Source organism: Kribbella jejuensis (genome assembly GCF_006715085.1).
GTDB lineage: Bacteria > Actinomycetota > Actinomycetes > Propionibacteriales > Kribbellaceae > Kribbella > Kribbella jejuensis.
In genome coordinates, this window is the sequence record NZ_VFMM01000002.1 from 462,830 (window position 1) to 484,092 (window position 21,263).

A 21,263-nucleotide genomic window follows, 5' to 3' on the forward strand; every position below is an offset into this window, starting at 1 on the left:
GACTGACGCGCATGGGTGGGGTGACAGTACTGACTGCGTCGTACGCCGGCGCGGCGAGCGCACCTGCCTACGCCCGACTGGCCGGTCTGGTCGCCGCACTGCCCGGTGAGCAGCTGGTACGACGTGACGCCGGGCCGTCGGCGCTCGCGTACACCTCCGCCGCCGATGCGATCGCCGCCGCCTCATCCCTTCGTGAGTCAGCGTCGGAGGCGCCGGCGGGCGAACTCCTTCGCATCGCTCTCCACACCGCACCAACCGCAGTCCTCGCGGCCCGTCACGCGGATCAGCTGCTGGACATCACCAACCCCGGCCAAACGTTGCTCACGGCAAGGATTGCTGCAGCGGTGGAAGGATTCGCCGGGCCCGGGGGTGTGGGACCTGGCGACGAGCGCGTCGGCGGCATCCGGTTGGCCGATCTCGGTGTGCATCGGTTGCGGGATCTGGGGTCGCCGGAGCGGATCTTCGAGCTGACGTCTACCGGCCTGCCGGTGCGATCATTGGATCTGGTGCCCAACAACCTGCCGGTGATGTTCACGAGTTTTGTCGGGCGCGCGACGCAGGTTGCTGCACTGCGGACCCAGCTGGCGGGCAGTCGCCTCGTCACGCTGACCGGACCAGGCGGCAGCGGCAAGACCCGGCTGGCGGCGCAAACGGCTGCTCAGCTGGCCGAACGGTGGCCGGACGGCGTGTGGTGGGTCGACCTGTCCGCCGTCACCGACAGCTCGCAGCTCCCCGAAGTCGTTGCCGCCGCGATCGGTTTGCTCGTCGAGCCAGGTGATCGCCTACTGATCGGGCAGCTCCGCACCAAACAAGCCCTGATCTGCCTCGACAACTGCGAACAGATCATCGAAGGCGTCGCCGAGTTCGTCGTCGCCCTGCACACCGGTTGCCCTGAGATCACCGTCCTGGCAACCAGCCGCGAGCCCCTCAACCTCCCCGGCGAATCGACCTGGCAGGTCCCCGCTCTCTCACCGGACGAAGCCCGAACCCTCTTCCTCGAACGGTTCGGAATCGCAACGGACGCGGAGGATGCGGTGCGATCGATCTGCGCGAAGCTGGACGGGATTCCGTTGGCGGTGGAGCTGGCGGCCGCTTGGGGCCGGGTGCTGACGCCGGAGCAGCTCGAGGCGGGATTGGCGGATCGGTTCGGGCTGTTGACGAAGAACGTTCGCGGAGTGGCGGCTCGGCAGCGGACGTTGGCCGCGTCGATCGACTGGAGCTACGACCTGCTGGATGAGGACGAGCGGCGGGTGTTCCGGCGGTTGGCGGTGTTCTCCGGTGGGTTCGGGCTCGACGCGGTGCAAGCCGTCACGGAGCAGCCCGGCGTACTGGAGATCCACGCGCGGCTTGTCGACAAATCGCTTGTTGTCTCCGACGGTGGGCGGTACCGGCTGCTCGAGACGATCCGCGAGTACGCGGCAACCCGCGCGACCGCGGACGACGCCGTACAAGACCGGCACCTCGACCACTACCTCCAGGTCGCCGAGGCCGCGGAACCCCTGCTGGACAAGGATCGGGACGCCTGGCGCGCGCTCATCGAACCGGACCGCGAGAACTTCCGCGCCGCTCTCGAACACGGCCTGTCCGCACCCGATCCGGACCGCGGCCGGCGCCTCGCCGCCGCGCTCGGTTGGCTGTGGAACCTGCAGGCGACCGGCCACGAAGGCATCGGCTACCTCCGTCGCGCGATCGATCGCGCCCCGGACGACCGAACGTTGCTTCAGGCCCGTTTGCTGTACGGCTACGCGACCGTCGCCGACACCGTCGACCCGTTCGGGTACGACGCCGCCGGCCGCGGGCTCGACCTCGCCACCGAACTCGGCGACGATCGCCTCACCTCACTGTTCCTTGCGCTGAAGGCCGTCGGCGAGTTCTTCACCGACTTCCAGAAGGCCTGGGACCTGACCGCCGAGGGCGTCCGACTCGCCGACGGCATCGGCAACGAGCACGCCCGGAACGCCAACGTCGCCCTGCAATGCGTACTGCTTTCGCTCTGGGACCGACATGACGAGCTCCGTCCGCTGCTCGACCGTGCCGCCGACGGGCTGATGTCCAGCGGTGAACGAGGGATCGCGTCGACCGTACTGACGACTTGGTCCGAGAGCGCGATGTCCACCGGCGAACCACGGAAGGCCGTCGAGCTCGCCGAACGTGCCCTGGCGGCGGCCGAACCGCTCGCCGACTTCCACCGCGTCGGCACCGCCCGCGCCCAGCTCGCCTCCGTACTGGTTCGCGTTGGGCGCGCCGACGAGGCCCGGACGTTGATGCGCCCGCTGCTGGAGCTCGCCGAGTCCGGTTCCGTCGTACCGAATCTCGGCCAGGTGATGAGCGTGATCTCCTACTGGACGGGCGAGTACGCCGCCGCGGTCGAGTGGCTTGCCCCGGCCGTCGCGCCGGACGGCCCGCTCGCCGGCACGTTCGTACCCGCGATGCTGCTGCCGACGGTCGCCGCCGCGAAACGCGCACTGGGCGAGGACGCGACCGAGCTCCTGGAACACGTCGTCGACCTCGCGCGCCGCTACAACCTCCCGCGGATCCTCGCCGACGCACTCGACCAGCTCGGACGTGCCGCGATCGCCGTACGGCCGGACACGGCCGTCGAGCTTCTGCACGAGGCGCTGACGATCCGCGTCGACCACGGCCTGCGCACGTACCTCATCGACAGCCTGGAATCCCTTGCCCTGCTGGCGATCCACACCAATCGTCCTGCGGACGCCGCCCGGTTGGCATCCGCCGCATCCGCCGCACGCAACGAGCTGGGCTTGGCGACACCGGCCGATCGCCCTGACCTGCCGACCTCGGACGAGCCGCCGCTGGCGTTGGACGAGGCCGTCGCGTATGCCCGCCGTACCAGAGGAACCCGCGGCCGCCCGTCCTCCGGCTGGGCCAGCCTGACCCCGACCGAGCAACAGGTCGTCGCGCTCGCGGTCGAGGGCCTCAGCAACCCCGAGATCGGCGAACGCCTGTTCATGAGTCGAGGCACAGTGAAAACACACCTAGCCCACGTCTACACAAAGCTAGGCGTCGCCAACCGCACCGAACTGGCCTCCCTCAAGAAACCCTGACCATCTCCACAGCCTTCACGATCCGCCGCTGCCGCGTCTCCGCCCTCTTCGCGTCGTTGATCGCCTTCACGTGCTCACGTCGATGGCTGTAACTCAGCTGGTCGAACGCTTCCCGCAGCCCAGCCTCCGCCAGCGCCGCCGCCAGATCGTCCGGCACATCGACCGTCCGCTCACCAGTGTCCCGCTCAACAGTCACCGTCACCGGATCCCCGTCGCCCTTACCGAGCTCCGCCCGGATGCTCTTCAAGATGCCGAGCGCCATGCATCCGCCCATCGACGCGATCGACCCTCGATAAGCAATTTCGTCGAACGTCGCCAGCACTGGAATCCGCCCGCCCCCACCGAGCGCCGTGATCACGTCCGGCGGCACCTCAACCCAGGCGCCGCCGCCGTCGTTCACCCTGATCCTGCTCTCGAACGTCTCCATGTGTTCAAGCGCCCAGTTTTCCGCATTCCGCGGTGATTTCGGCTGTTTGCTGAGCTGCGGCGAAGAAATCGTCGACCATTCGCGAGGTGCGTGATTCCGGTACCGCGAGGCATACCTGTTCGGGTGCCAGTTCCGGAATCGGTACATAGCTGATGTCGGGGCGTGAGTAGAACACGGTTTCCGACCGCGCGACGAACGAGATACCCCGGCCTGCCGCGACGTGCTCGAGCTTCTCCTCCACCCCACGCGCCCGAAGTCCGGAGTCGGGGTGCGGGCGCCGGGTTGGCTGCGTGCCCGGGTCGGCATGCCAGATCACCGGCTCACCGTCCAGGTCGGCCTCGGAGACCTCCTCCTTGCCCGCCAACCGGTGGTCGGCGGGCAGCGCCACCATCAGCGGCTCAGTGAAGAGCGGAGTCACGCGCAGCCCGGTCTCGTGGACAGGAAGACGCACATAGCCGACGTCGACGCGGCCGTCGAGCAGCATCAGGGCCTGGTCGTCCCATTCCATCCGCTGCACGTCCACGACCACGTCCGGGTGCCGGGCCTGGAACGCCCGCGCCGCCGGGATGACCGGGATGCCGGTCCGGAAGCCCACCACCAGACGCTGGCTCCCGCGACCGGCCACGGCCACTCGGCGCCGGACCGCGCGCACGGAGGCAAGCAGCGGACCGGCGTCGTCCAGCAACTGTCGACCCGCATCGGTCAGCTCCACGCCGTGGCTGTCCCTGACGAACAGCGAGGCACCGAGATCCTGTTCCAGCGCACGGATCTGCCGGCTGAGCGCCGGCTGCGCGATGTGCAGATCCTCCGCGGCGCGGCCGAAGTGCAGCCTGTCGGCAACAGCGACGAAGTACCGCAGCTTCCGCAGATCCAGATCCATGGAACCTCCCGGTCCGGCAATGCCGCCAAGGTATCACCACGGCTGAAACAGGTCTTGGACACGCGATCTCGGCCGGTGGCATCGTCATTTCTCGGACGCCGGCAAACCTCAATGCAAAGGACTGATCGTGGGAAAACTCGATGGCAAGGTAGCGGTGATCACCGGCGGATCAACCGGCATGGCACTGGCCGGCGCGGAATTGTTCGTAGCCGAAGGCGCCTATGTCTTCATCATGGGCCGGCGGCAGGACGCACTGGACGACGCCGTCAAGCGGATCGGCCGGAATGTGACCGCTGTGCAGGGCGATGCGGCCGACCTGGATGATCTGGACCGTTTGTACGACACGGTCAAGGAGGAAAAGGGCTCGATCGACATCCTGTGGGCAAACGCCGGGATGGGCGAGCCGGCCAAACTCGGCGAGATCACCGAGGAGCAGTTCCATGCCGCCTTCTGGCTGAACGCCCGCGGGACGCTGTTCACGGTGCAGAAGGCGCTGCCGCTGATCAACGACGAGGGCTCGATTCTGATGACAGGGTCGAACGCCTCGCTCGGGGCCTTCCCCGGCTGGAGTCTGTATGCGGGGAGCAAGGCCGTGCAGCAGGCCTGGGCGCGCGTGTGGCTCAACGAGCTGAAGGACAGGCGGATCCGGGTGAACGTACTGACCCCTGGCCAGGTGGCCACGGCGAAGCAGGAGGAACTGTTCGACGAGGAGACGAAAGCGGCGTTCGAGTCGCTGATACCGCGGGGAAAGATGGGCCGCCCTGAGGAGATCGCGGCGGTCGCGCTGTTCCTCGCCTCGGACGACTCGAGCTATGTGAACGGGCTGGAACTGGTCGCCGACGGCGGCACCACGGCGATCTGATCGGGAGACACCGGCCGACGTGTCGACCCGACCCGGAACGAACGAGACAAACATCAAGAACGACGGAGAGGACAGTTCATGAGCAGCATCAGCATCATCGGTACGGGGAACATGGCCGACGCCATCGGCACCCTGGCAGTCGCCGGCGGCAACACGGTCGAGGTGATCGGCCGCGACGCGGCCAGATCAGCGGCCCTGGCCAAAAAGCTCGGCGGAGGCGCCACGGCCGGGACGTTCGGTGCCGCCCCGGCCGGCGATATCGTCATCCTCGCAGTGCTGGCCGGCAGCGCCGTGCCGGTCATCCGCGAGTTCGGGGACGCGCTGGCCGGCAAGATCATCGTCGACATCACGAACCCTTTCAACGCCACTGGTACCGGGCTGGACGTCCCTCACGACACCTCCATCGCCCAAATGGTGGCCGAGGCTGCGCCGCGGAGCGCCCATGTCGTGAAGGCGTTCAACACGCTGTTCCGCCACGTCCTGGCGGACGGCAGCCCGGTGGACGTGTTCATGGCCGGCGACGATGCACAGGCCAAGGCGAGCGTGTCAACGTTCATCGAGAGCCTCGGCCTCCGCCCCCGGGACACCGGCGACCTGAGCATGGCCCACTGGCTGGAGGGAGCGGGCCTGCTGACGATGGGCCTGGCCCGCTACGGTGTGGGGCACTTCGACTTCTCCCTCGGCATCAACGACCTCGGCTGAGACGCCGTACCAGCTGGTCGGGCGACCGCGTGCGGTGCTTGGGTGGGCTTGCCGTTCGGGTCGGTGATTCGGCATCAAGTGATCCTCCGTGGAGAGGCGGCGCGGCGCACAGGGTCTACTCGGCGGGTGCCGGTCGGACCGACGTGGAAGGTGAAGCCGTGGGGCGTGGTCCATTCGATGGTCCTGTCGTCAACCCGGCGCACGCTCCAGCCACGGGCATGCGTCTTCACCCGATGCCCGAACCGCCCCAGCGGCGCAAGATTGGCCGTACTCGTCTGCCCAGGTGGACCGAGCGGATCGTACGGCTCGATGTGGTCGAGGTCGATGGTGTTGGTCGTTTCGCGGGTCCCGTACGGGAAGAGTTCAACTGGGTGAATCAGCTTGACGCGTTCACGGATGCGGGTGGGGATCTCGTAAGCGTTCACGCTGACGGCGTCGTTGAGGTCGATGACGGGTTTCACGACGTACGGTCCGTAGCCGACGAGTTCGCTGAGTTGGGCAGCCAGAAGCGGTCCAATACCTTCGGCGCGCAGTACGCCGGTGCCGGTCGCGAGGGTGTGATCGGTCAGATGCACCACGACCTCGGTCTTCCCCGGACGTATCTGTCCCTTGTCCGCGCCGTCCCGTCGGCCGCGCCGGCTCGGTTCGCGATAAGCGTCCTGCTTGACCTGCGCGAGCCGGGCGCGGAGGGCTTGGAGCGCCGCAGGAGTCATCGGCGCACCTTCAGCCGGATCGCGCCGCGGATCCAGGCCGCCCACTCGCGCATCGAAAGGATCCGAAACCGGCTCGCGATCCTCGGGCCCAGCAGCCTCCAACCACTCATCATCCGGCGGCCCGAACTGCTCCAGCAGGCCACCTGCTGCGCCCCTGCCCGCAGCCGCGCCACTGAACCCCAGCCCGCCGGAAGCATCTCCGCCGGAAGCGGGCCCGCCAGCAGCAAGCCGGGCAGGAGCAGGACGGCCACGAGCAAGCCCGGCGAAAGTAGCTCCTGTGGGGACGGGCCCAGGCGAAGCAGCCCCAGCCGCAGCAGCCCCAGTCGAAGCAGCCTCGGTCGGAGCGGGCCCCGCCGGAGCGAGCGCGGCGGCAGTAGGCCCGGCGGGAGCGGGCCGAGTGGGACCGGGTCCGGCAGGAAGAGGTCGGGTCGAAGCAGCGCCAGCCGGAGCGGGCGCGGTGGCAGTCGGCCGAGCAGGAACAGACCCGGCGGGAACAGGGCCAGTCGAAGGGGGCTCGGTCGAAGCAGGCCAGGAGGGAGCAGGCCAGTCAGGACCAGGCCCGCCAGGAGCGGGCTCGGACGATGCCTGCGCGGCGGGAGCGGGCTCGGCTGGAGCGGGGCGCGCCGCAGCAGACTCAGTTGGAGCGGGCTCGGTGAGAGGGGGCTGGATGGGGGTTTGGTGTGCTTGGGTGAGGAGTTCTTGGGTGAAGCGGGGGTCGGGGAGGATGCCTACGGCTTCGGCTCGGCGGTGTTGGAGCGAGCGGGTGTCGCCGAGGGCTTTGAGGGCTTCGGCGATGTTGGTGATGGCGGTGTCGTGGCGGTTGACGGCGGCGGCGGGGGCTTTGATGTAGATGGTTTTGTTGCCGTGTTTGTCGCCGCGGCCGACGTACACGCCGCGGTCGTCGGCCGCCTCGGCGCTCTCGTCGGCGGCGCGTTGCGGGTCGGCGTACTGCTTGGCGGCTTGGGTGACCTTCTCGAGACGGTACGGGGAGATCGTGTCGATGATCGCGGCCACACGGCGGTCGACGTACTCCGCGGCGGCGTGGTCGAGTTTGGTGCAGGCGCGGACGATCTGCCTAGCTTTCCACGGGGTTGCCTCGCCTGCCTGGATCCGGGCCCACGTCAACGGGAACCGGTGGCGCAGGGCGAGCGCGTCGGCGATCAGGTCGCGGCCGACGCCGGGAGACACACCGATGACGACGGCGAACTCGGCGACAGCGAACTCCGCGATCTCCGGGCAGCCCTCGCCGCCCAGAACGACGGCCCGTTCGCGGCCGTCACCGGCGCCGCGGGTGGGCCGCGACGGGCAGGTTGAGGGGTGGAAGCGGTCGGCGTAGATCTGGGCGCACTCGAGCAACCGGGCGTCAGCCTTGTTCGCGATCGCGCGGCAACCGGCGGCCTGCTCCAACAGGTCGCGAGTTGAGAACGCGCTCAGATCTTCGTCGAACATGTGTTCGATTCTACGCTGATCCGCATGTCGGATCAAATCGGTGGTGGCCTGGATCTCCTTATCCACAAGGGGAAATCTGGGCTGACTACGTGGCAGCGAAGGGTAAGCGCGCCGACGCGGATGGCGACACCTCGACGCGGATGAGGTCGCGGAACCGTTTGAGCGACCCGCGGTTGAATGTCGGCTCGCGATCACACCATGCGCACTCAGCGATCCGTTCCGGCGCGCGATCGGTGGTCAGGGGCACCTCGGCCCACGCAGTTGCAAGGCCGGAGCCTTACTAGCGACGTCCGCGGAGTGATCCACTGTGGCTGGCATGCGTGCGGTCGAGACGAGTGAGGTTGGCTGATGCAGGCTGTTCCTGGGGTCCTGCTAGCGGAGGTTCGTGATCGGTACGGCGTCGTAGCCGAGCACGCCGAGCCGGTCGGCGGCGGGACTGCGAGCAAACTGTGGCGACTTGACTCGAATCCGCCTGTGGTGATTCGGCTGTCACAGTCCGGGCCGGCCGAGAGGATCGCGAACCGGTCCGACTACCGGCTGCCGGAGCAGCAATGGTCCTACAGCGTTGCTGCCGAGTTCGCCGGCAAGGTCCCCGAGGTGATTGCGCCGCTAGTGGCGTCTGATGGTGAAGCGGCGTTTGTCTGGCACGGGCGGCCGATTACCGTCTGGCCGTTCGTGATGGGCGCGTCGCTGGACCGGCGGAATTCTGTTGAGCTTCGGCGAGCGGCTCATCTGCTGGCACGGTGTTGTGCCGAGACGGGCGGATCGTGGCTCTTGTTGATTGGGACGAGGTTGAATGGGGCCCGCTGATCAATGAACTGGCCTGGTCGGTCTGGGAGTTCGGAAAGTCTTCCGCAGGCGATGCATTGGACTTGGATCGGGCGGCGGAGTTTCTGAGCGAGTATCGGCGTGCCGACGGGCCGGCCCGGCCGTCGCGGGCCTTGATTCCGCTGATTCGAGCGCGTCTTCGCAGTGACGTCGCGTTTGGCGGCGGGTTCGTCCCGCTGATCCTGTCGAGGATCAGGCGATGGTCTCAGCTTTCAGAGCGCTTCGGCAGGTCCGGCTGCTCCTGGCGGGCGAGTTTGCTGGGCCACCAGACTTTGCGGCCGATGTCGTGGGCCAGGGATGGGACGAGCAGGGAGCGGACGACGGTGGTGTCCAGTAGGACGCCGAAGGCGACCATGAAAGCTATCTGGACCAGGAAGAGGATCGGGAGAACTGCGAGGGCCGAGAAGGTGGCGGCCAGGACGACGCCGGCGGAGGTGATGACGCCGCCGGTTACTGCCAGGCCGATGAGGATGCCTGGTCTGGTGCCTTGGGCGTGGGATTCCTCTCGGACCCGGGTCATCAGGAAGATCGAGTAGTCGATGCCTAGGGCAACCAGGAAGACGAAGGCGTACAAAGGGATTCCTGGGTCCGCGCCCGGAAATTTGAAGACGTGGTTGAACATCAGTGCGCTGACGCCGACGGTCGCGCCGAACGACAGCACGTTGGCGATCACCAGCAGGACCGCGGCGACGAGTGAACGGAGCAGCAGCATCAGGACGACGAAGATCACCGCGAGGATCGTCGGGATGATCACGCGCAGGTCACGCTGCGCGGCGTCGAGGACGTCGAGGTTGATCGCGGTGTTGCCGCCGACCAGGATGTCCGGGCTCACCTTGTCCAGCTCGGTCCGCAGGTGCTTGACCACCTTGGTCGCGGCCGGTGAGTCGGCCCGGATCTTCAGCGTCGCCTGGACCAGGACCTTGCCGTCGACAACCTTCGGCGGTACGCCGGGCGCCACCGAGGCGGACGCGGCGCCGACGCCGTCGACCTTGACCGCGGTCTGCACGACCTGGTCCGCCTGTGCCGCGGGGGTGAGGATCTCCACCGGCGTACCGGAGCCGGCGTCGAAGTGCTTCGCGAGCCGCTCCTGACCGGTGACCGACTCGACCTTGTTCAGGAACAGGTCCTCCTGCGACGTACCGGAGGCCTTGAACGTCGGGAGGAACGCCGCGCAGGCGAGCAGGGCGAGCGCGGTGATCGCCCAGACCCGCCGCGACCGCCGGCCGACCAGGCCGGACACGCGGCCCCACAGCCGGCGCCCGCCGACCTGGTCGCGGGAGTGTACGTGGTCGACGCGCGGGATCGACGGCCAGAAGATCCGCCGCCCGAACGCGAGCAGGATCGCGGGCAGGAACGTCATCGCCGCGATGAACGCACCAGCGATGCCCAGCGCGCCGACCGGTCCGAGGCCCTTCGTGCTGCCGAGCTTCGACAGCAGCAGGCACAGCAGGCCGAGGATGACGGTCGCGGCGCTGGCCGCGATCGGTTCGATCGACGCCCGCCAGGCGACCCGCATCGCCTGGAACTTGCTCTCGTAGTCGTGCAACTCCTCTTTGTAACGGGAGACGAGCAGCAACGCGTAGTCCGTCGAGGCGCCGACGACCAGGATGAAGAGGATGCCCTGACTCTGGCCGTTGAGCTGCAGCACGCCGTGCTTCGCCAGCGGGTACACGACCAGCGCCGCGAGCGCGAGGCCGAACACCGCGGTCAGTAGCACCGCGATGGGCAGGATCGGGCTGCGGTACACGATCAGCAGGATCACGAACACGACCGCGAGCGCGACGCCGAGCAGGATTCCGTCGATCCCGCTGAACGCGACGACGAAGTCCGCGAACACCCCGCCCGGACCGGTGACGTACACCTGCAGGCCGGTCGGCGTGAGGCTGTTCTTGATCTCGGCGCGGAGTGCCTTCGCCACGGCGTACAGGACGGTCTCGCCCTGGCCGACGACCTCGTCGGCGCGGTCGCCGTCGATCTGCACGGTGAGCAGTAGCGCCTTGTGGTCCGAGGCCGGTACGGCGGGTCTGACCGGGGCGGTGAGGTAGTCGCCCAGCTTCTTGCCGTCGCCGAGCTCGAGCCCGGGGATCTTGGCGACGAACCCCTGCAGAACGGTCTGGTCCGCAGCGGTGATCGGGGTGTCACGCTCGATCAGGACGAAGTACGGGAGTGCCTTGGAGTCGACGAACTTCGCGGCCTCGTTGGCGACCACCGTCGATTCGGCCTTCTTCGGAAGGAAGTTGGCGTTGTCGTTCTGCTGGACCTCGCTGAGCTTGCCGACCGCGGGGCCGCCGAGGGCGCCCAGGACGAGCCAGACGATCAGTACGGCGGCGATCCCCGCCCTCCACCTCCACCGGTTCACCTCAGGCAGGGTACCCGGGATCTCTCACTTCCTCCCGGTGGGTGTGCGGGAGCCGTTTCGGCGGCGTAACAACAAGATGACTACGCGGAAACACCCCGGTCATAACGTCCAGGCCTAATCAGTGAGGTCGAATGATCGGAGACTGCGATGACGCTCGAAGCAGGACAGGCGGCTGTCGCCAACCGCGAAGGCAGTGGGGCGGTCGGCACGGTCGAGGCCCCGCGGCGCGGGCGCTGGATCGATGTCTGGGATCCCGAGGACGCTACGTTCTGGGCCGCGAAGGGCCGCGCGATGGCGCGCCGGAACCTGTGGCCCTCGATCTTCGCCGAGTTCCTCGGCTTCTCGGTGTGGCAGCTGTGGAGCATCGTCGTGGTGTCGATGCCGAAGGCCGGCTTCACCTACAGCACGAACCAGCTGTTCTGGCTGGTCGCGCTGCCGAGCCTGGTCGGCGCGACGCTGCGGCTGCCGTACACGTTCGCCGTACCGCGGTTCGGCGGGCGGAACTGGACCACGTTCTCCGCGCTGCTGCTGCTGATCCCGACGGCCGGGCTGTCGTACTTCATGACGCAGCCGGACACGCCGTTCTGGCTGATGGCGCTGGTCGCGGCGACCGCGGGTGTCGGCGGCGGGAACTTCGCCAGCAGCATGACCAACATCTCCTTCTTCTACCCGGAGAAGGAAAAGGGTTTCGCACTCGGCGTGAACGCGGCCGGCGGCAACCTCGGCGTCGCGGTCGTGCAGTTGTTCGTGCCGATCGTGATCGTCGCCGGTGCCGGCCTGACGCTGAACCGTTCCGGTCTGATGTGGCTTCCGCTGATCGTGCTGGCCGCGTTCTGGGCCTGGAAGGCGATGGCGAACCTCTCGGTCGCGAACTCGTCGTTCCGGACCTCGATCGCGGCGGCGAAGCGGCCGCACACCTGGGTGATCTCGTTCCTCTACATCGGCACGTTCGGGTCGTTCATCGGGTTCGGGGCGGCGTTCCCGCTGCTGATCAAGACCACGTTCGCGGGCGTCACCCCGGCGCACTACGCGTTCCTCGGGGCGCTCGTGGGATCGGTCTCGCGGCCGTTCGGCGGCAAGCTGGCCGACCGGATCGGCGGCGCCCGGGTCACCGTGTGCTCGTTCGTGGTGATGGGGCTCGGCATCGTTTCCGCGATCTTCTCGCTCAAGGCGGAGAGCTTCGGGGCGTTCCTGGGCAGCTTCCTGGTCCTGTTCGTGGCCAGCGGGATCGCGAACGGATCGACGTACCGGATGATTCCGGCGGTCTTCCGGCTCACCACGCCGAACGACCCGGGCCGCGCCCGGCGTGAGGCGGCGGCCTGCATCGGCATCGCGTCCGCGGTCGGCGCGTACGGCGGCTTCCTGGTACCGCGTGGCTTCGCGACATCGACGAGCCACTTCGGCTCGCTGATCCCGGCGCTGTACGTGTTCTGCGGGTTCTACGTGGTGTGCCTCGCGGTGACGTACTTCTGCTACCTGCGCAAGGGCGGCCCGCTCAGCCAGGAGCGCGTGTGACCGCTATCGCGACGCACTGTCCGTACTGCGCCCTGCAGTGCGCCACCACGCTGCACCCGGTCTCGCGACCGGGTGCCGTGGAGGTGCAGCCGAGGGACTTCCCGACCAACCGGGGCGGGTTGTGCCGTAAGGGCTGGACGGCTCCCGACGTACTCACGGTGCCGGACCGGCTCACCGTGCCGCTCGTCCGCAACGCGGCGGGCGAGCTGGAGGAGACGACCTGGGACGCCGCGCTGGACTTCGTCGCGGCACGGATCACGTCGTTGCAGGCAGCGCACGGCCACGACGCGGTGGCGGTGTTCGGCGGCGGTGGTCTGACGAACGAGAAGGCCTACGCATTGGGGAAGTTCGCGCGGGTCGCGTTGCGGACCGCGAACGTGGACTACAACGGCCGGTTCTGCATGTCGTCGGCGGCCGCCGCGACGAACCGTGCGTTCGGGATCGACCGCGGACTGCCGTTCCCGCTGGCCGATCTGGGCGGTGCGGGTGCCGTCCTGCTGGTCGGAAGCAACATCGCCGAGACGATGCCGCCGGCAGTGGCGCATCTGCAGGGCGCACGCGACGCGGGTGGACTTCTGGTCGTCGACCCGCGCCACTCGGCCACCGCAAGCCTCACCGACGACGGCGCGGGCCTCCACCTGCAGCCGACTCCGGGCACTGACCTGGCTCTCCTGCTGGCCCTGACGCACGTAGTACTGCAGGAAGGCCTTGCGGACACCGCATTCCTGGCTGAACGGGTCGACGACGCCGACTTACTGATTCGTTCGACTGCTTCGTGGTGGCCGGAGCGCGCGGAGCGGGTCACTGGTGTACCCGCCGCGACCATCCGTCAGGCTGTGCGGGTGCTGGCGGCGGCGGCTCCGGTGCATGGCGGCGCGGGCGCGTACATCCTCACCGGGCGTGGGGCCGAGCAGCACAGCAAGGGCACCGACACGGTGACCGCTTGTATCAACCTCGCGTTGGCGCTTGGTTTGCCCGGGCGGTTGGGGAGCGGGTACGGCTGCATCACGGGGCAGGGCAATGGGCAGGGCGGGCGCGAGCACGGGCAGAAGGCGGATCAGCTGCCTGGTTATCGGAGCATCGAGGACCCGGCCGCTCGGTCCCACGTTGCGGAGGTCTGGGGTGTGCGGCCGGAGGAGTTGCCGCGGTCCGGGAAGAGTGCGGTCGAGCTGATCAATTCGCTCGGTACGGCGGATGGTCCCAAGGCGCTGTTCGTGCATGGGAGCAACCTGCTCGTGTCGGCGCCGAACCTTGCGTCCGTGCGAGAGCGGCTGAACGCGCTCGAACTGTTGGTGGTTGCGGATGTCGTTCCGTCCGAGACCGCGCTGTTGGCCGACGTGGTGTTCCCGGTCACGCAGTGGGCCGAGGAGGACGGGACGATGACGTCGCTCGAGGGGCGGGTACTGCGGCGACGGACAGCGGTGGCGGCGCCGGGTGAGGTGCGGAGCGATCTTGCGGTGTTCGCGGGGATCGCCGAGCGGCTCGGCGTACCTGGGTTTTCGACGGATCCGGCCGAGGTGTTCGAGGAGCTGCGCCGGGCGAGCGCGGGCGGGAAGGCCGACTACTCCGGGATCACCTGGGAGCGGCTGGACGCCGGCGAGGAGTTGTTCTGGCCGGTTCCGGACGAGGGGCATCCGGGGACGCCGCGGTTGTTCGCGGACGGGTTTCCGACCGCGGACGGGCGGGCGCACGTCGTACCGGTCGACCATCGGCCGGTGGCGGACGACCTCAACGGGTCGGCGCCGATGTACCTGGTGACAGGGCGGTTGCTGCAGCACTACCAGAGCGGGGCGCAGACGCGGCGGGTGCCGGAGTTGGCCGAGGCCGAGCCCGAGGTGTACGCCGAGGTGCATCCGCGAGTGGCGGCGCAGCTGGGGATCGGCGACGGGCGTCCGGTGCGGTTGCGGACGGCGCGCGGGTCGATGGTGCTGCCGGCCCGGATCACGCCGGACGTCCGGCCGGACACCGTTTTCGTACCGTTCCACTTCGGCGGTGCCGAAGCGGTCAACGAGCTGACGAACGACGCGCTCGACCCGGTGTCGCGGATGCCCGAGTTCAAGGCGTGCGCGGTGCAGGTGACGGCGGCGGAGTTGGGCGCGACGGGGGTGCCGGCATGAGGATCGTGATCATCGGCGGCGGGATGGCCGGGCGGCGGCTGGCCGAGTTGCTGCCGTCGTACGACGTGACTGTGCTGGGCGACGAGCCGTCGTACAACCGATCGCGGCTGACGGAGTACGTTGCCGGCCGCGCGGAAGTTGCTGTTGGCAACGAGCCTGCTGTGGCGGCGGTTGCGGTGGATCGGGTACGGCGGGTGGTCGTCGGAGCAGACGGCGTCGAGTACCCGTACGACCGGCTGGTGTTCGCGACCGGCGCGGTACCGGTGGTGCCGGCCGGTGTCGAGGGCGGGTTGCTGCTGCGGTCCGTCGAGGACGCGCGCGCGGTGGTTGCCGCGGCACAGGAGGCGCGGCGGGCCGTCGTACTCGGCGGTGGTGTGCTCGGTGTCGAGACCGCCTGCGCGCTGCGCGAACGCGGCGTCGCGGTCACCCTCGTCCACGACGGGGAAACCTTGCTCGACAAGACAGTCCGCCCGTCGGCCGGGCGTCGGGTCACCCGCGCGGTCCGCCGCCTGGGCGTCGAGGTCCTGCTCAACACAGAACTCTCCCGAACAGAGACGAAGGACGGTCGCTTCCGAGCGCTGACCTTGCAGAACGGTCACCAGGTGTTCGGCGACCTGCTGGTGGTCGCCTGTGGCGTCCGCCCTCGCACGGAGCTTGCCGGCGGTCTCACCGCTCGTACTGGGATCGTCGTGGACGAGACGTTCACGAGCCCCGACGACCCCACCGTGCACGCAATCGGCGACTGCGCCGAGCTGAACGGCCGAGTCACAGGAACAGTCGGATCAGCCTGGGCCCACGCGGAACAGCTGGCCGCCCACCTGCATTCCACCGTGGACGTTGGCGCAGCCTCGGCGACTCCAGAGGTGGTTCGGCTGACCGCTGGTGGGCTGGATGTGCTCGTTCTCGGGGACAAGGACGCGACCGGTGCGGTGGTTCGGCTCGAGGACGAGACGCGGTATGTGCGCGCCGTGCTGCAGGACGGTGTGGTGCGGGCGGCGGTCGCTGTGGGGGCGCCGGAAGTCGCGGCGGAGTTGGTCTTGCTGGCGGACCGGGGGACACCCGTGGTCGCGGACGGGTTGCTGGAGGCAACCGACGTACCGCAGCAGCAGAAGAAGCCACCGACGGTCTGTCGGTGCAACGGAGTGACCCGGGTCGCCATCGAGGCGGCCTGGCGTGGGGGTGCCGACAGTGTCGCCGGCATCGCCGCCACGACGCGGGCGACGACCGGGTGCGGAAGCTGCACCGGCGCCGTCGGCGAACTGCTCGACCGCTTCCGGCGCGGCGAGACCGAACCAGTCCCGAGCAGGAGGGCGACGATGGCAGAGCTGAACAAGGCCAAGCACGTGGTGGTGGTCGGCGGGGGTATGGTCGCCCACCGGCTGGTCGAGGCGCTCCGGCAGCGCGACACGAACATCGACTACCGGATCACCGTGTACGCCGAGGAGCCGCGGCTCCCGTACGACCGGGTCGCCCTCACCAGCTACTTCTCCGGCCGCGACCCGCACGACCTGTCGCTGGGTGACCCGGAGCTGTGGGACGACCCGGCGGTGAACCTCCGCAAGGGCGTCCAGATCACCGCGATCGACCCGGCAGCCAAGACCGTCACGACGGCACGCGGCGAAGTGGTCGGGTACGACGAACTGGTGCTCGCGACCGGCTCCGCCGCGTTCGTGCCGCCGGTGAAGAACAACGACGCGCAGGGCTGTTTCGTCTACCGCACGATCGACGACGTCGCCGCGCTGCGTGTGTACGTCGAGCGGCTCAAGTCCGAAGGCAAGCAGGTCAACGGTGTCGTCGTCGGCGGCGGTCTGCTCGGCCTCGAAGCCGCGGGTGCACTCCGCGCGTTGGGCGCGGCGACCAAGGTCGTCGAGTTCGCGCCGCGGCTGATGCCGTTGCAGGTCGACGAAGGCGGCGGCGCGGCCCTGTCCCGGTTGATCGCCGGCCTGGACGTCGACGTACTCACCGAAACCGCGTGCCAGCGGGTGAAACTGACCTCGCAGGGCGCCGCCCGCGCGATGGCTGTTGCCGACGGCCCCGATCTGCCGGCGGACGTGGTGGTGTTCGCGACCGGTGTCCGCCCGCGCGACGAGCTCGGCCGCGCGGCCGGCCTGGCGATCGGCGAACGCGGCGGTGTGGTCGTCGACGAGGCCTGCCGTACGTCGGTACCGGGCGTCTGGGCGATCGGCGAGGTGGCCTGTATCGAAGGACGGGTGTGGGGCCTGATCGCACCCGGCTACACGATGGCCGAGATCGTCGCGGACCGGCTGCTCGGCGGCGAGGCGACCTTCCCTGGCGCGGACACCTCGACGAAGTTGAAGCTGCTCGGCGTCGACGTCGCGAGCTTCGGTGACGCCTTCGGTACCACCGAAGGCGCGCTGGACATCGTGTACGCCGACCCGGTGGCCGGTGTCTACAAGAAGCTCGTGCTGTCCGACGACGCCCGTACCCTGCTCGGCGGCATCCTGGTCGGCGACGCGTCGGCGTACTCCGGGCTGCGTCCGATGGTCGGCCGCGAACTCGGCGCCGATCCGGCCGCGTTCCTGCTGCCCGAAGGCGCCGCGCCGGTCCAGCTCGAGCTGCCCGACGACGCGCCGGTGTGTTCCTGCAACAACGTCTCCGCCGGCACGATCCGGTGCGCCGTCCGGGACGAGGGCTGCACCGACATCAAGTCCGTGTGCGGTCGTACCAAGGCCGGCACGAGCTGCGGTTCCTGCCTGCCGATCGTCAAGAACCTGCTGAACACCGAGCTCACCAAGGCCGGTGTCGAGGTCAGCAAGGCGCTCTGCGAACACTTCGCGCTGTCCCGCGCCGAGCTGTTCGACGCTGTCCGGATCACCGAGCTGCGGACCTTCAGCGAGATCGTCGAGCGGCACGGCACCGGCCGCGGCTGCGACATCTGCAAGCCCGTGGTGGCGTCGATCCTGGCCAGCATCGACCCGGCCGGGCACGTGCTGGACGGCGAGCGCGCGACGCTGCAGGACACCAACGACCACGTGATGGCGAACATGCAGAAGGACGGGACGTACTCCGTCGTACCGCGGATCCCCGGTGGTGAGATCACTCCGGAGGGCCTGATCACGATCGGCGAGGTGGCGCGCGACTTCGGGCTGTACACGAAGATCACCGGTGGCCAGCGGGTCGACCTGTTCGGCGCGCGGATCGAGCAGTTGCCGGCGATCTGGAAGCGGCTGGTCGACGCGGGGTTCGAGTCGGGACACGCATACGGCAAGGCGCTGCGGACGGTGAAGTCCTGCGTCGGGTCCACCTGGTGCCGGTACGGCGTCCAGGACTCGGTCGGGATGGCGATCGCGCTCGAGCTGCGGTACCGCGGGCTGCGGTCGCCGCACAAGATCAAGCTCGGCGTCTCCGGCTGTGCCCGGGAGTGCGCGGAAGCGCGCGGCAAGGACGTCGGCGTGATCGCGACCGAGAAGGGCTGGAACCTGTACGTCGGCGGCAACGGCGGGATGACCCCGCGGCACGCCGAACTGCTCGCGTCGGACCTCACCGACGAGCAGTTGTTCCAGGCGATCGACCGGTTCCTGATGTACTACGTCCGGACCGGCGACCGGCTGCAGCGTACGTCGGTGTGGTTGCGCGAGATCGGCCTGGAGCAGGTCCGGGACGTCGTACTCAACGACAGCCTCGGGATCGCCGCCGACCTGGACGCCGCGATGGCGCAGCACGTGGACGCCTACGTCGACGAGTGGAAGGCGACGCTCGACGATCCCGACAAGCTGGCCCGATTCGTGTCGTTCGTGAACGCACCGGATCAGCCCGACGCCGACCTGCGGTACGTGGTCGAGCGGAACCAGCCGCGCCCGGCGACCCCGGCCGAGCGCGGGCAGCTCGAGCCGGTCCTGCTGGCCGGTCCCCGATTGGAGGTACGCCGATGAGCATCGTTGCTTGTGGTCCGACTGTGGTGTGTGCTTTCGACGTGTTGTTGCCGGAGCGTGGGGTCGCCGCGCTGCTCGGGGACACGCAGATCGCGCTGTTCCGCACCCACGACGGCGAAGTGTTTGCCGTCGGCAACCAGGACCCGTACAGCGGGGCGAACGTGATGTCGCGGGGCATCGTCGGCAGCCGCGGCGACGTACCGACGGTGGCGTCGCCGATGTTCAAGCAGGTCTTCGACCTGCGCACCGGGGTGTGCCTGGACGATCCGGAGGTCCGGCTGCCGGTCTACCCGGTCGAGATCGTCGACGGCCGGGTGGTCGTCGGTGGCCCCGACGACAGCGACGGTAGCGACGGCATACCAAACGGTATGGTACGGTCCCGGTGACGCGGACGGGCCCGCTGAGCGGCTGCACGATCGCGATCTCCGCGCACCGGCGCGCGGAGGACCTGATCGCGTCGTTCGAACGGCGCGGCGCGAAGGTGCTGCACGCGCCGACGCTGCAGATCGTGCCGGTCGCCGACGACCACGCGCTGATCGAGGCGACCCGGCGGGTGATCGCGAACCCGCCGGACGACGTGGTTGTCACGACCGCGGTCGGATTCCGCGGCTGGATCGAGGCGGCCGACACCGCCGGGCTCGCGGCCGAGCTGCTCGGGACGTTGGAGCAGTCGCGGATCCTGGCCCGCGGTCCGAAGGCGCGCGGCGCGATCCGCGCGGCCGGCCTGGTCGAGCACTGGTCGGCGCGCTCCGAGACGACGGCCGAGGTCGTGGAGTGGTTGCGGGAACAGGGCGTCGACGGCCGGAAGATCGTCGTACAGCTGCACGGGCTGTCGGATCCGGCGCTGCAGGAGGCGTTGCGGTCGGCGGGTGCCTCGGTGCGTGGGCTGGAGGTGTACCGGTGGGGACCGGCGCCGGACCCGGCGCTCGTCGAGCGGATGATCTCGCAGGTGTGCGGTGGGACCGTCGACGCCGTCGTGCACACGTCGGCGCCCGGTGCGCAGGCGATGCTCGACGCCGCGGCGCTGACCGGTCAGTACGACGAGTTGGTGGCGTCGTTGCGGACCGGGCGGGTGCTCAACGCGTGCGTCGGGCCGGTGACGGCCGGACCGTTTGTGGCGCTGGGGTTGGAGCCACTGGTGCCTGATCGGTTCCGGTTGGGGGCGCTGATCCGGATCGTCACGGACCGGCTGACCGACGACAACGCACGGTCCATCGAGACGGCGTTCGGGCAGTTGGTGATCCGCGGCGGCGCGGCGGTGCTCGACGGCGTCGTACTGCCGTTGGGGCCCGGTCCGCGGGCCGTTCTGGCTGCGCTCGTCGCGGCCGGCGGGGACGTGGTGTCGCGACCGGAGTTGCTCGCGGTACTGCCCGGCGCGGAGGACGTGCATGCGGTGGAGGTGACGGTGAACCGCCTGCGTACGGCGGTGGGACGGCCCGAGTTGGTGCGGACCGTCGTACGACGTGGTTATCGGTTGGCTGTCGAACCGGCGGGAGTTCCTACATGACTGACCTTGTCGCGGTGGCTCACGGAACGGCCGATCCTGCTGGGATCGCGGTCGTCCACGACCTGGTTCGCGAGATGGCCCGGCAACGGCCGGACCTCCCGATCTCGTTGGGTTTCGTCGATCTCCTCACGCCTGCGCTGCCATCGCTCGTCCATCGCATCACCTCCGACGCGGACGAGGCGGTCGTCGTACCGCTGCTGCTCAGCTCGGGTTACCACGTGTACGTCGACGTGGCCGCCGAAGCGCGCCGCTACCCCGGCCGCGTCCACGCGGCCGCCGCCCTCGGCCCGGACCCCGTGCTCGTCGAAATCCTCGCCGACCGTCTCGGCGACCTCTCCCGTGTCGACCAGGTGGTCCTCGCCGCGGCCGGTTCGTCCGATCCGCGCGCCCTGACCGACTGCGAAACTACCGCCACGCTCCTCGCCCGACGTATCGACCGCCCGGTCCACGTCGGCTACATCTCCGGCTCCGGCGACCGCCTCCCCGCCGTACTCGCCCGAACCCGCGGCCGGCTCGCGATCGCGACGTACCTGCTCGCCCCCGGTTTCTTCAACACCCTCGTCCACCGCCACGCCGGCCCCCACCCCGTCACCCCACCCCTGGCCCCCGACCCCCGCCTGGCCACCCTCGCCCTCCACCGCTACGACGCCGCGCGGGCGGAGGCCGGTGCTTGCTTGTGGGACGACGCCGGGAGCATCGTGGGGGTGTGAGCCCGAAGAAGTGGGACGAGCTGAGTCCGCGGAGCCGGCGGTTGGTCGTGGTCGGGGCGGTGGCTGAGAGCGTGCTGAAGTCCATCGCGCTGGCGGACCTCGCGCGACGTCCCGCGGAGCAGGTACGGGGCCCGAAACCCGCGTGGGCGGTGTTCCTGACGTTGTTCAACTCGGTCGGCGTGGCGCCGGTCGCCTACTGGCTGTTCGGGCGCCGCAAGACCACCTAGCGGCTTGTG

Annotated in this window: 15 protein-coding genes and 1 pseudogene; 12 read left to right on the forward strand and 4 right to left on the reverse strand. The window is 69.2% G+C overall.

Annotated elements, in window-relative coordinates; genetic code table 11:
• The first annotated feature begins 11 nt into the window (after window positions 1-11).
• On the forward strand, window positions 12-3,065 hold the full coding sequence (locus tag FB475_RS22185; protein ID WP_141858495.1) for a helix-turn-helix transcriptional regulator: 3,054 nt from the start codon (window positions 12-14) through the stop codon (window positions 3,063-3,065).
• On the opposite strand, the gene FB475_RS22190 is transcribed toward FB475_RS22185, so the two are convergent.
• On the reverse strand, window positions 3,052-3,492 hold the full coding sequence (locus tag FB475_RS22190; protein ID WP_141858496.1) for a YdeI/OmpD-associated family protein: 441 nt from the start codon (window positions 3,490-3,492) through the stop codon (window positions 3,052-3,054). The genes FB475_RS22185 and FB475_RS22190 overlap by 14 nt on opposite strands.
• Window positions 3,493-3,496: 4 nt before the next feature.
• Window positions 3,497-4,372, reverse strand: a complete 876-nt coding sequence (locus tag FB475_RS22195) for a LysR family transcriptional regulator (RefSeq protein ID WP_141858497.1) — start codon at window positions 4,370-4,372, stop codon at window positions 3,497-3,499.
• A gap of 127 nt (window positions 4,373-4,499) precedes the next feature.
• Between FB475_RS22195 and FB475_RS22200 the strand changes: the two genes are divergently transcribed.
• Both FB475_RS22200 and FB475_RS22205 read left to right on the forward strand, forming a co-directional pair.
• Complete coding sequence (locus FB475_RS22200) at window positions 4,500-5,234, forward strand: SDR family NAD(P)-dependent oxidoreductase (protein ID WP_141858498.1); 735 nt, start codon at window positions 4,500-4,502, stop codon at window positions 5,232-5,234.
• Between the two features lie 78 nt (window positions 5,235-5,312).
• Entirely contained in the window at window positions 5,313-5,936 is a 624-nt protein-coding gene (locus FB475_RS22205) for an NADPH-dependent F420 reductase (protein ID WP_141858499.1), read from the forward strand.
• A 74-nt stretch (window positions 5,937-6,010) separates the two neighbouring features.
• Here the strand turns inward: FB475_RS22205 and FB475_RS22210 are convergent, their stop codons facing one another.
• On the reverse strand, window positions 6,011-8,164 hold the full coding sequence (locus FB475_RS22210; RefSeq protein ID WP_141858500.1) for a hypothetical protein: 2,154 nt from the start codon (window positions 8,162-8,164) through the stop codon (window positions 6,011-6,013).
• Between the two features lie 408 nt (window positions 8,165-8,572).
• Here FB475_RS22210 and FB475_RS22215 point away from each other — a divergent pair, with 408 nt between their 5' ends.
• Both FB475_RS22215 and FB475_RS38405 read left to right on the forward strand, forming a co-directional pair.
• Window positions 8,573-8,908 carry a hypothetical protein gene (locus FB475_RS22215; RefSeq protein ID WP_141858501.1) on the forward strand — a complete coding sequence of 112 codons (336 nt, stop codon included), beginning with the start codon at window positions 8,573-8,575 and terminating at the stop codon, window positions 8,906-8,908.
• Window positions 8,866-8,955, forward strand: a pseudogene (locus FB475_RS38405) (hypothetical protein); the annotation flags it as partial. The gene FB475_RS22215 and the pseudogene FB475_RS38405, both read left to right, overlap by 43 nt.
• 176 nt (window positions 8,956-9,131) lie before the next feature.
• On the opposite strand, the gene FB475_RS22220 reads toward FB475_RS38405, so the two are convergent.
• Window positions 9,132-11,285: an MMPL family transporter gene (locus FB475_RS22220; protein ID WP_238332334.1), complete on the reverse strand. Its 2,154-nt coding sequence runs from the start codon at window positions 11,283-11,285 to the stop codon at window positions 9,132-9,134.
• A 147-nt stretch (window positions 11,286-11,432) separates the two neighbouring features.
• On the opposite strand from FB475_RS22220, the gene FB475_RS22225 reads away from it, so the two are divergent.
• The 7 genes from FB475_RS22225 to FB475_RS22255 are packed head-to-tail and all read left to right on the forward strand — an operon-like array spanning window position 11,433 to window position 21,254.
• Entirely contained in the window at window positions 11,433-12,800 is a 1,368-nt protein-coding gene (locus tag FB475_RS22225; RefSeq protein WP_141858503.1) for an MFS transporter, read from the forward strand.
• Window positions 12,797-14,917 carry a molybdopterin oxidoreductase family protein gene (locus tag FB475_RS22230; RefSeq protein ID WP_141858504.1) on the forward strand — a complete coding sequence of 707 codons (2,121 nt, stop codon included), beginning with the start codon at window positions 12,797-12,799 and terminating at the stop codon, window positions 14,915-14,917. Before FB475_RS22225 ends, FB475_RS22230 begins: the two co-directional genes overlap by 4 nt.
• The gene (gene nirB / locus FB475_RS22235; RefSeq protein WP_141858505.1) at window positions 14,914-18,810 is read left to right on the forward strand and encodes a nitrite reductase large subunit NirB; all 3,897 of its coding nucleotides are present in this window, start codon (window positions 14,914-14,916) and stop codon (window positions 18,808-18,810) included. The genes FB475_RS22230 and nirB overlap by 4 nt, the downstream gene beginning before the upstream one ends.
• Complete coding sequence (gene nirD / locus FB475_RS22240) at window positions 18,807-19,196, forward strand: nitrite reductase small subunit NirD (protein WP_141858506.1); 390 nt, start codon at window positions 18,807-18,809, stop codon at window positions 19,194-19,196. The genes nirB and nirD overlap by 4 nt, the downstream gene beginning before the upstream one ends.
• Window positions 19,193-20,317, forward strand: coding sequence for a uroporphyrinogen-III synthase (locus FB475_RS22245; protein ID WP_238332335.1), 1,125 nt, complete (start codon window positions 19,193-19,195; stop codon window positions 20,315-20,317). The genes nirD and FB475_RS22245 overlap by 4 nt, the downstream gene beginning before the upstream one ends.
• Window positions 20,314-21,027 (forward strand): sirohydrochlorin chelatase, encoded by a 714-nt coding sequence (locus tag FB475_RS22250; protein WP_141858507.1) that lies wholly within the window; start codon window positions 20,314-20,316, stop codon window positions 21,025-21,027. Before FB475_RS22245 ends, FB475_RS22250 begins: the two co-directional genes overlap by 4 nt.
• Window positions 21,024-21,254 (forward strand): DUF5652 family protein, encoded by a 231-nt coding sequence (locus tag FB475_RS22255; RefSeq protein WP_141858508.1) that lies wholly within the window; start codon window positions 21,024-21,026, stop codon window positions 21,252-21,254. Before FB475_RS22250 ends, FB475_RS22255 begins: the two co-directional genes overlap by 4 nt.
• Window positions 21,255-21,263: the final 9 nt, after the last annotated feature.